Here is a 12,036-nt window from a genome sequence, read left to right as displayed (position 1 = left end):
CTGAACATTAGCTTTTCGATTTACTTAATTCCTTATAAGCATTGTTAAATCCTTGTAATGAACTTTTGATAACTAATGGATCTTTTTGGAAAGCGTCTATACTTAGTTCAAAGAAAACAGATTTGTTCATTGATGATTTAATTTGATTAAACAAACTAACTATTGCATCATCTTTACTATCATTTGTTAGTGTAATGACACAACCAAATACTTCACACTTTGTAAATCTTAAATTGACAGATGTACCTTCATGAAATTTTACTTCTACTTTCTTTTTTAAATTTACACCTAGTGGAGTAATGATATTAAAAACTTCTTTTTGTTCATTATTTTCATTTATAAAATTTGAAAAGGCAAATGAGAATTGAATATTGGTATTATTAATTGTTAATGTTTGAACAATTTCACACTGGTTTTTTTTGTTTACGTTTACACATCTATAAACCCAATCTCTATATTGTTTAGTTAAAGAGTTTGGTTGATCCTTACTTTCCTCACCAATTACATTTTGAGTAATAAGCATTGAAAAAATTAAAACAAAAATTTTTGAGTGAAGTTTTTTAAATATCATAAGTTTTATTTATAATATTTTATTTTCTAAAGTAAAAAGGTAATTTAATTAAAGATCAAAAATTAAAGCCAAATAGCATTTCTTAATGTTGATTTTTTAGCATCTAACTCTTTTTTATTCTTAATATTTCGAATTAGACATATTTCTCTTGAAAGTGCGGGCTTTGAAATGGGTCTATAAAGAAGTTTTTGATCTATAGCTACACTTTCAGGAATGACAGCAATACCCATTCCAGCTCTAATACACGAAGCTGCTGTAGTATCACTGTTTGTATAAATTACATCTCTATCCTTACCAGCTTTTTTTCTATTTGAAATAATATCTCTTATCTCGTCATATGATGGAGTTTTGTTAGTTCTCTTCATATGTTCGTAATAAAAAAATTCACAAGTATTTCTAAAAATATAATTTGGAGTAGATCTAACTTTTTCAATATCAACTGTTTTTAAATTTTGAAATTCATGACCTTTGTAAAAAGCTACACAAAAATTATCATTGTATAAATTTATTTTGTTAATATTTTTTTTTGAAATTGGAATACAAGTAAATGCATAATCGATTTCATTCTCTAAGATTTTTTCATTTAGAGTAAAACTTTCTTCTTCTGAAATTTTAAATCTTTTGTCAAAATTATTTCTTTTTAGAACCCAAAGAATTCTTTCTTTGTGAGTTTGTGACAATGTATTTGCAAGGCCAATTTTAAATTCTATGTTTTCATCTTGAATTGAAACTTTATTTGACTGAATGCTTGCTATTGCTTTTTCACTATGACTTAAAATTGTTTTTACATTTAAATAAAATTCCTGACCATCTTCTGTAAGTTTGACACCTTTTTTATTTCTAACAAATAATTTTGTGTTTAAATTTTTTTCTATAATTTGAATAACTCTTGTTATGGATGGTTGGGAAACATTGATCTCTTCACTTGCTGCTAGGATACTTCCTGTTTCAACTACAGTTGAAAAGTATTGCAGAAATCTTGGGCTTAAAAAATCAAGGTTTTTGATCATAAATATAGAATTTTTTTATATATAAACAATTTATATATACAAATTTTATTATTAAATCAAGGGTTGAAAAACTATGATTCGAAGTATGCTCTAATTAAAAATAATATTAAAGAATCTGTAAAGATTTTAACTAATAATTGTTCTTGTTTAATTAGCATTACTCATTTTCAAAAATTAAAAAAAGTTTTCTTTTTAAGTTTAGTATTATCACTTATTAATACTAATTTTACATACGCTATTACTGTAAATACCAATACCACCCATAATGTTACAGGATGGATTTTAACTGGTGCTTCTGGTTCAAACAATACAATTAATGCAACATATACTTTAAGTAATTTAGGAACTAGAACTTATAGCAGAAATTTTTCTGGAGGAGGAACTCTTGCTGTTACTGGGACTACAAACTTAACTCTTGCTGGAACTAACTCAATTACAGGAACATTAAATCTTAACGGTGGTGATATTACAATTACAGGTACTACCGCAGCTTTAACAGCAATTGAAATTAGAAATGCTAATTCAACACTGACTTTAAATAGACATGATATTTTTGGAAATCATCAGGCAAATTCACCTACAGTTACATTTACAGCTGGTGGGACTCTAGCAAATGGTTCAAATCGTTTTAATCACATTGGTGCTGTAACTTTGGTTAATGGTGCAACGATTACCACTAATGGTAATCATTCTTCAGGAGGAACAGCGATTGCTGGAATGAATTTGGATGGAGATATTACTCTAGGTATGAATGCTACAGCAAATTTCAATGCAACAAATAATGGAACTTATGGTCTTGGTACTGGTAGTGATACTCCAGCTAATAGAAATTTTACAATTGGTTCAAATTCTACTTTAAATGTAAATGCACCCTTGGTTAATGGACAAGGTGGAACATTGGGATGGCCAACAAACAAGCCTGCAGCAAGTATTACAAAATCTGGAGCTGGTACTTTAGTTTTAGCAGGTGCAAATACTTATACTGGTAATACAACAATTAGTGCAGGAACTTTAGAGATAACAGGAACGTTAGGTGCAAGTGCGTCCTATGCAGGTACAATTTCAAACAGTGGAACATTAACTTTTAATTCTTCGAGTAATCAAACATTAACTGGAAGCGTGACTGGTTCTGGTATTTGGAATAAATCAGGTTCTGGCCGGTTAACTATTACAGGTTCAAATCCATTTAATGGTACAATTAATATTAACGCTGGTACGTTCAGAATTGCAAGTACAGCCGGCACAAGTTCTCAGACAGTAAATGTTTTAAGTGGTGCTACTTTAGATTTAGATGATAAAAATTTTCAATCTAATACGAGAGTAATTACAATTGAAGGAACAGGAGTTGGAAATGTTGGGGCTTTATATCTTTCTGAAGGTGGATCAGATAATACAGCGTTTAATAATTCAACAATTCAATTAAATGCAGATGCAAGTATTGGTGTAGCTTCTGGTGATACTTTAAGATTGTATGATGGAGATTCTGATACAGTAATTACAAGCCAAGGCTCAGAAAATAACAGCTTAACTATTACAGGTTCAGGTAAAGTAGAGGTTGAGGACAAAATTAATATTGGGACTGGAAATATAACTATTGGTTCTAATGCTACATTAGAAATTGAAGGTTCTCAAAATACTATAACTGCTGGAACAGTTACTGTTAATGGTACTTTGATTGCAGATACTCATGACATTTTTGGAGTTAGTAACGCTACCTCAAGACCATCAATGGTTTTAAATGGAACATTTACAAACGAAAGTGGACATATTTCAATTTTAGGTAATACGACTTTAAATGGTGGAACAATAAATATATCAGATGGACATTCTTATAGTGGCGCTGAAATAGCTTTAGGTTTAGACGGTACTGTAACTGTTGGCGGATCTAGTGCATCTACTATTAATAGTACATCTGGTGATGGCACAATTTCATTAACTCATAACAACGCTGCTGGAAGTAGAGATGTTACATTTAACGTGGCTGATGCTACCTCAGACTCAAGTGTTGATTTAACAATTAATGCTAATATCCAAGATGGGGTTGGCAGTACTTACCCAACTACAGTTGCATCAGGAATAATAAAAACTGGCGCTGGAGAACTTCAATTACAAGGGGCCAATACTTACACGGGTTCCACAGTTATTAATGCTGGAACATTAAGAATTAAAGGTACTTCATCAGAGACAGCTTCTTTAGCGAACACAGATATAACTATTAATAGTGGTGGTAAATTTATTTTAGGTGCTTATTCGTCAATTAATAGTGGTGCTGATATAGATATTAATTCAGGCGGTGAAATGAGAGTTAAGCAAAGTCTCTCTAATGCAATTACAATTTCTGGAAATGGAACAGGTGATCTTTCTAACTCAGGTGCTTTAATTAATACTGGGGGCAGCAATACTTACTCAAGTACAATTACAGTTGATGGTGGCGCAACAGTTTCAGCAACAAGTGGTACAATGACTTTTTCTCCAAGCTCAGGTAATGCATTTACTGGTACAGGAAATCTAACGTTCTTAGCTGCTAATGATATTACAGTTAATAATTCTGTTGTTGGTGTTGCAGATATCATTAAATCTGGAAATCAAAAATTAGATTTATACGGAACAAACACTTATACAGGTAATACAATTGTTTCTGGTGGTACTTTTAATATTAATGGAACAGTTCCAACAACAACAGAACTAGTTTTCCAATCACCTTCATCTACTCCAAATGTGTATTTTAAAAACGACTCTAATATTACTATTGGAGGTATAGATGGTGATGTAGCTGGCGACGGTGTTACTCCTGAAGTTTTTTTTGATAGTGTTGGTACAAAAGATAGAGACTATACTTTAAACGTTGCAACAGGAAGAACACTTTCAACCAATGCAAATGTTGCTGGTCCTGGTTATGGGGATGGTCAATTATTTAAAACTGGAGCAGGATCACAGACAATACTTGGAAGTATTTCTGGTTTTGGTTCAACAAGCGCTAAAGGATTAACAGTTCAAAATGGAACGCTAACTTTAGGATCATCAAATCAAATTGTTGGAGGTGTTGCAATAACTGGTGGTACATTAGTTGTTCCAGCCGATGCTAGCTTTGGTGTAGACCCTGGTTCATTTGATGATGATAATATTCAAATTGGAAATGGAACATTACAATTTTCAAATTCTGGAACAATCACTTTAGATACTGACAGAGGTATAGATATAACTCATGACAGCGCGATTATTAATGTAAGTAATTCGAGTGGAAGAGTTAATTACAATGGAGATATTAAGGGAGATAATAATTTAACAAAAACTGGATCTGGTATATTTGCATTAGGAGCTGCCAATACCCACGATCTTACAGGAGATGTAACAATTAATGGAGGTCAATTCAGATTTTTAAGTGGTACATCAAATGCCTATAATTTTGATGTAACAGTAGGAAACACTGGAGTAGCATCAATAAATAGTAATTCATTTGCATCAGGAAAATCTGTTACAGTTCAAAGTGGTGGTTCTTTAAATTTATATCCAGGCACAGGAGGTGGAAGAACTTATGGAGTGGATATCAATTTAGCAGGTTCAGGTAACAATAACTTGAATGGGGGAACAGCAGCAACTTTAACAACAAGTTCAGGATCAAATGCAACACTTACAGGAACTGTTACTTTAAATTCTAATGCATCTGTTTTAATGAGACCAAACGGATCCAGCGTATCTGGAAAAATATTTTTTGGTAGTGCTGATGGAAACACTACAACTACAGTTGCTTTAGGAAGTAATACTTTTACTTTGAAGGCAGAAGGTTCAAATACTAGAGAGTATGATTTTAGAGATCAAGTTACTGGAACTGGAACTTTAGATATTGATAGATATGCCACTGCCAATTTTATTTCAGGTGAAGGTAGTTTTACTGATACAGTAAATTTAGATGTTCAAGGAACTTTAAATATGAGTTCTAGTGATACTATTGCATCTCTAACTGGTACCTCTACTGGTTCAATAGATTTGAGAAATACCACACTAACAATCAATCAAAGTAGTAACACTACTTATGCAGGTGCTATAACAGATAGCACTGGAACAAGTTCTATTGTTAAATCAGGAACAGGTACTTTAACATTAAGTGGTACAAATTCTTATAGCGGAAACACAACAATTAGAGCTGGTAACTTAAGTATATCAGCAGAGAATAATTTGGGTTCTCCACCAGGATCCACAGATGCTGACAACATAATATTTAATGGTGGTGGTTTAGCTATTACATCAGGGGTTACTTTTAGTGCGAATAGAGGCGTTACGATGACAGGCGCTGGAACCATCAACACTGCATCATCAACAACTTCAACTATACAAGGTATTATTACTGGTTCTGGAACTTTAACAAAAGCAGGGGATGGTGATTTAATATTGTCTGGAACAAACACGCATTCTGGAACTCTAGCAATTACGGATGGTAGTGTGGTATTATCTGGTTCATTAAATGATACTCAAGCTGTAACAGTTTCATCTGGTGCAACATTTGATACTAGTGGAGATGAAACTATAGGATCAATTGCAGGAGCAGGTACACTAGACATTGAACACAAGTCCCAATTAACTGTTGGTGGTGATAATTCTTCTACAATTTTTTCTGGAGTAATTCAAAGCACAGGTTCTGGTACTGGAGGAATAACTAAACAAGGTACAGGAACTTTAACATTATCAGGTAACAATACTTTTTCTGGAGGAGTAACAGTTGCTGCGGGAACAATTGCTGTTACAGCTAATAATGCGTTAGGAGATACAACTAACACTACCATTGTTCAATCTGGAGCAACTATTGATTTTCAAAATGTAAATTACTCAACAACTGAAACATTAAGAAACTCTGGTACTATTGCAACTTCAACAGGAACAAGTTCTTTTGCTGGAGGAGTTATACTACTTGCTGATTCTGATTTAGATGTTGATGGAACACAATTAACGTTAAGTGGCGTTGTAAGTGGGAGTAGTGCGCTGAATAAAACTGGTAACGGTATTGCAATATTGTCAGGAACTAATACTTATTCAGGTAACACTTCAATTACTGAAGGAACATTAAGAGTAACTGGATCTTTAAATAATTCAACTAATGTAACAGTTAGCTCAGGAGCAACTTATGATGTAGATGCAACTGATCAAGTTGGCTCTATAGCTGGCGGTGGTACAATCGATATTGCTAGCTCTACAACATTAACAACTTCATCAAGTAGTAGCACAAGTTTTGGAGGTGTTATTCAAGGATCAGGAGGTTTGAATAAATCTGGCACAGGAACCTTAACAATATCTGGAACAAATACTTATAGTGGAATTACAACAATTAATGGTGGTCGATTAACTGTTACAGGAACTTTATCAGATAGTTCTGCAGTTAATATTGGTTCAAGTGGTACGTATGATGTTGATGCTAGCGATACGGTAGCTTCAATAGAAGGTTCAGGTACGATTGATATTGCAAGTTCTCAAACACTTACAGCTGGAGATACTAACAATAAAACATTTGGTGGAACAATTACCGGATCAGGTTCTTTTGTAAAAAATGGTAATGGTGCATTAACATTAAATGGCAATAGTTCATTTAGTGGTGGAGCTACTTTAAATTCAGGTACAACCATATTAGGTCACAATAATGCACTAGGCTCAGGTAATTTAACTTTAGCAGGTGGAAGCTTAAGATCTAATGCAAGTGGTAGAGCTCTTTCACAAGATATAATAGTTTCATCAAATACAACATTAGGTTCATCTAGCACAGGAGCGATTACTTTAAATGGAGATACTACAATAGCTTCTGGAAATATCTCTATAACTAGTAATGCAAATACTAATTTTGCAGGAGCTGTAGATTTAGGAAGCAGTGGAACAAAAACTTTTAATGTTGCATCTGGAAAAACCCAAACATTTTCTGGTGTGATAAGTAACGATGGATCTTTAACAAAATCAGGTGAAGGTAGTATCAATTTAACAGGTGACAGCACTTATACCGGAACAACCAGAATAACTAATGGAAATTTAAAATTAAAAAGTGGATCTTCAATTGACTCGACAACAATAAATGTCTCTGGAGATGGAAGATTATATTTAGAATCTGAAGATGCTTTAGTAAGTACAGCTAATATTACTTTAAATGGAGCAGCCTCTAGACTTTATGTAGCTGAAGACAATACTATAAATACAGTTTCAGGAGCTGGTGGAATTCACATTCAAAGTGATAATATTTTAACTGTAAACGATATTTCTAATCATACTGGTAAAGTAAAAGGTCAAGGAGATATAGTTATAGCAGCATCACATACACTTGGTGCATTTATCGATACCACAGATAGTTCAAATGATAATATTAATACAAGAATTTCTGGCGCTAGCACTACTGTAACAATGGCAGCATCTAATTTTTTACCTGATGATGAAGATCTTACTGTAGAAAATAGTGGTACTCTAAATTTAAATTCAAACACCGATACTGTTGCAAATGTAAATTTAACTTCAGGTACAATTAGTGGAGGTACTATTAATGCTTCTAACCAACACACTGTAAGTTCAGGAACAATTGCTTCAACAGCAACACTAGGTGGAGCTGGAGCGTTATCTAAAACTTCATCAGGCACAACAACTTTTGCAGGTACAGGAAGTTATTCTGGAGCTACTACAGTATCAGCTGGAACTTTAACAGTTACTGGTGCTCTTTCTAATACTACTGGAGTTACATTAAGCGGTGGTACTATGAATTTAAACTCAACTTCAGCAGTTAATTCAAGTGCTGATATGACTGTAAGCTCAGGCTCACTTAATGTTAATGAAAATATTACAGTTGCAGATTTTACTTCAAGTAGTGGAACAACAACAACAATTGCAAGCGGAAGAATGCTAACAGTTAATCCAGGTACTGCTAATAATGATATTTATGGCTTAGCAGGGTCTGGTGGGTTTAAAAAGATGGGATCTGTAAGGTCAATTTTAAGAGGATCACATAATTATACTGGTGAGACAAGAGTTACAGAAGGAATTTTACAGTTAGCTTCAGGAGGAAGTATTAATTCATCAACTGATCTTATCATTGAAAGTGGTGCAGAATTTGATTTAGATGAAAGTATTACAGCAGCATCTTTAGCTGATGCTGGTAATGTAGATGTTGCAAGTTCTAAAGTTTTAACAATTAATGGCTCTGGAACAAAAACATTTACAGGGAGATTGAGAGGTAGTGGAGGATTTACATATTCAGGCTCAGGTGTAATGACTTTTAGAGGCAATAATGATATCTCAGGTCCAATAGCATTTAATAGTGGTACAATTTATGCTGGTACAGCAGCAGACTCTGCTACAACAATTTTCTCTAACAATATAACACTTGCTGGTGCAACACTAGGTGGTGGAGGTAAACTAGGTGGAAATGTTATATCAACTGGCGGTTCATTAGCACCAGGAAATAGTATTGGAACATTGACTATTGATGGAAATCTTACTCTAGATAGTTCTTCAACAACTACAATGGAATTTGATCCTTCAAATTCTGATTTAATTATAGTTAATGGAGATATTTCGTTAGATGGTTCATTAGTTTTAGAACCAGCTTCAGGAACTTATTCGGCAGGAGTTTATACTTTAATTGATGGAAATAGTGGATCAGGAAATACATTGTCAGGAACATTTGCATCAACTACTGTTAATAATTCCAGCAATATTTCTGGCTTTACAACATCAATTTCTTATGACACGAGTTTAAGAAGAGTATTTCTTACACTTGGTGAGGCTAGCGTTGATACAGTGAAAAGTAAAACGACTATTTCTGGCTTTAAAGACATAGCAGAAATTTTCGATACAAATACAGCCTCTAAATTTGTAAGTGTAAAAAACCATCTGACAGATAGTGGAACAGATACAGCTACAGTAAATAAAGAATTAGAGAAATTAAAAGGTACAGTTTTTACAACTGCTTATGCTCAACCCGCACTCAATCACGGTCATTTTAATAGAGCTTTAAATAACGTTACATCAACTAATATGAGTACTTCTTTGGTAAGTAATTTTGCAAATACAACTGATGAACTTACATTGGCTTCTTTACAAGAAGCAGGTCTTTTTGGGAAAAAAGAAAATTATGGAGAATACTTTGATTATTCAGACCAATCTGTTTTAGGGTTCATAAAAAACAACAAAAACAAATCATTACTAAATAATTTTAGATCAGACGACTCTGCTACATTTATTAGAACATATGGAACTACTGCAAATAGAGACAATATTGGAACTGCCTACACAGGTTATAAATCAGAGACAACAGGTATTCTTATTGGCCAACAATACAAAAATGATGATGAAAAATTTACAGGCTATTCTTATGGTTTCACAGGAACAGACACAGACTATAAAAATAGTTACGGTGAGTCAAAAACATACTCAATGCATGCATCATTATTTAGACAAATAGATAAAAAAGATTATGGTATAAATTTAATTTCGGGAATGTATGTTTCTAAAACTGAGAGTGAAAGAAATGTAGTTATCTCTGGTGCATCAATAAATGATAAATATCTGTCTGATTACTGGGATGTAGGGTTTAACCAAGAAGCGCAATACATTAAAAAATTTAATTTTGCAGGTTTAGATATAGCACCATCTGGAAAACTTAATTCTACATACGTTATAAAAAGTGACACAGAGGAAGAAGGGGGTGAACTTGCTTTAACAATTGAAAATGACAATCTCTTTATCGTAAAACCAGAAATTGGGTTATCTTTAGGTAAAGATGTTAGTAAAAAAGATAATATTACTAATGAATTTAACATAGCGATGTTTGCTTCTAAAGATCATTTTCTAGAAGGAACAACATCTAAAGCAAGATATACATCAGGATCATCATTTAATGTAGATATGCCAAGAGATGAAGAGACATATTATTCAATAGGTCTAGGTTATAATTTTTTAAATAGTGATAATAATTCAAGTTTAATGGCAAATGCATTCTTAATGCAAAATGAACATGACGATATGGAAAGTAATATCTTTTCATTCACATACAGAAAATTATTTGGTGATTTTGGAAAAGGAAGAATACCACCAGTTATTGCTAAAAGATCAGACGATGAAGAAGATATTGTTGTAATTGATGTACCAGAGAAAAACGAAGAAGACATAATCAAAGAAGGTGAAAAATCTTTAGATGAGTTGGAGAAAAATATTGAAATAGTATTGAAGGATAATCCAACAAAAGAAGAAGTTAACTCTGTCTATCAAAGTATGAGTGATAGTTTAATTGCTAAGAAAAAATTAAACGTAAATGATGTTTACAAAAATCTAAATGCTAATTGTTCTGCAGTAGAGAAAAAATTAGGTAAATTAGTGAATTATTATAACAAATTACAGTTATATAAAATTTTAGATAAATGTAACAAATTATCAGAACCAAAAGTTCATTTAATAGCAGAAAGATTACACCAAATTCAATTGGATGAAACTACAGCGTTACAAGAATTATATTATGGTTATTTAAGATTTTTAAATTATTTACCATTTATTTCATTTATAGCTTTTGTGATTTTAGCTTATGAATTTGCAAGAAGATATATTGTAAGTTATTTTAGATCTAGAAATGCAATTTAAGCGAAGTTATTAATTGCTGTTTCTACATCTTCTTTTTTAATCATCATAAGATCCAACTTAGTTTTATTTTCTTTTTTTGTTAATCTTAAAGATTGATATTGAATACAACTTTCAAAAAACCTTCTTACATCTCTTGCGTTAGAATATCTTTTGCCAGTTATTTCAATTACTTTTTTACAAGCGACTTTTATCGGTGAACTAGCATCATTAGCAATCATATAATTACTGTCTCTGCACATTTTATAAAATATTTGATAAAGTTCTAAATCATTATAATTTTCAAAAATAATATTTCTTTTAAATCTTGAAGCCAATCCAGCATTAGCAGCAATAAAATCGTGCATATTTTTTTCATAGCCAGCAACAACTACGATTAGTCTGTCTCTATAGTCTTCCATGTATTTTAAAAGCTCATCAATTGCTTCTTGACCATTATCATTTGGGTCATTTTTATTAACTAAAGTATATGCTTCATCAATGAATAATACATTGTCTATTGCTTGATTAAATTTATCAGCTGCTCTTTCAGCTGTTTTACCTTTTTCAGCAACAACTAGATCACTTCTTGTAACTTCTATAAGTTTACCACCTTGTATTAAACCAAGGTCTCTGTATATTTCTGCTAAAATTCTAGCAACTGTAGTTTTACCTGTGCCTGGATTTCCAGAAAAAATTAAGTGCAGAGTTAAAGCTGGTCCATCACCTAATCCTTGTTCTTTTCTCTCTTTCGAGCTTTCTAAATAAGCCACTAAACTCTTAACTTCTTCTTTTACCCTTTTTAGACCAGGTAGCTTATTTATCTCTTGTATCTTTTTTTGGAGCTCTTCATTCATTGATTTATTTCTAATTATAGTTAAT

The 12,036-nt window shown here is 32.4% G+C and carries 4 protein-coding genes; 1 reads left to right on the top strand and 3 read right to left on the bottom strand.

From position 1 onward, the window contains the following. Nucleotides 1-7: 7 nt before the first annotated feature. Together ACTT9U_RS00105 and ACTT9U_RS00100 are read right to left on the bottom strand one after the other, a co-directional pair. Nucleotides 8-571 carry an invasion associated locus B family protein gene (locus ACTT9U_RS00105; RefSeq protein ID WP_440931166.1) on the bottom strand — a complete coding sequence of 188 codons (564 nt, stop codon included), beginning with the start codon at nucleotides 569-571 and terminating at the stop codon, nucleotides 8-10. A 62-nt stretch (nucleotides 572-633) separates the two neighbouring features. Next, the gene (locus ACTT9U_RS00100; protein ID WP_440931165.1) at nucleotides 634-1,581 is read right to left on the bottom strand and encodes a LysR family transcriptional regulator; all 948 of its coding nucleotides are present in this window, start codon (nucleotides 1,579-1,581) and stop codon (nucleotides 634-636) included. Between the two features lie 63 nt (nucleotides 1,582-1,644). On the opposite strand from ACTT9U_RS00100, the gene ACTT9U_RS00095 reads away from it, so the two are divergent. Further along, nucleotides 1,645-11,178, top strand: coding sequence for an autotransporter-associated beta strand repeat-containing protein (locus tag ACTT9U_RS00095; RefSeq protein ID WP_440931164.1), 9,534 nt, complete (start codon nucleotides 1,645-1,647; stop codon nucleotides 11,176-11,178). On the opposite strand, the gene ACTT9U_RS00090 is transcribed toward ACTT9U_RS00095, so the two are convergent. Beyond that, a complete protein-coding gene (locus ACTT9U_RS00090; RefSeq protein WP_440931163.1) occupies nucleotides 11,175-12,011 on the bottom strand; it encodes an AAA family ATPase in 837 nt (278 codons plus the stop codon). The two genes, ACTT9U_RS00095 and ACTT9U_RS00090, sit on opposite strands and share 4 nt — an antisense overlap. Between the last annotated feature and the right edge of the window lie 25 nt (nucleotides 12,012-12,036).

The organism is Candidatus Pelagibacter sp. (genome assembly GCF_052049975.1).
Taxonomy (GTDB): Bacteria; Pseudomonadota; Alphaproteobacteria; order Pelagibacterales; family Pelagibacteraceae; genus Pelagibacter.
This window is presented reverse-complemented; position numbering and strand designations above follow the sequence as displayed.

Excerpts from the sequence above, each read along its gene's own strand:
- ACTT9U_RS00105 (WP_440931166.1), bottom strand. The coding sequence starts at position 571 with ATGATATTTAAAAAACTTCACTCAAAAATTTTTGTTTTAATTTTTTCA.
- ACTT9U_RS00100 (WP_440931165.1), bottom strand. The coding sequence starts at position 1,581 with ATGATCAAAAACCTTGATTTTTTAAGCCCAAGATTTCTGCAATACTTT.
- ACTT9U_RS00090 (WP_440931163.1), bottom strand. The coding sequence starts at position 12,011 with ATGAATGAAGAGCTCCAAAAAAAGATACAAGAGATAAATAAGCTACCT.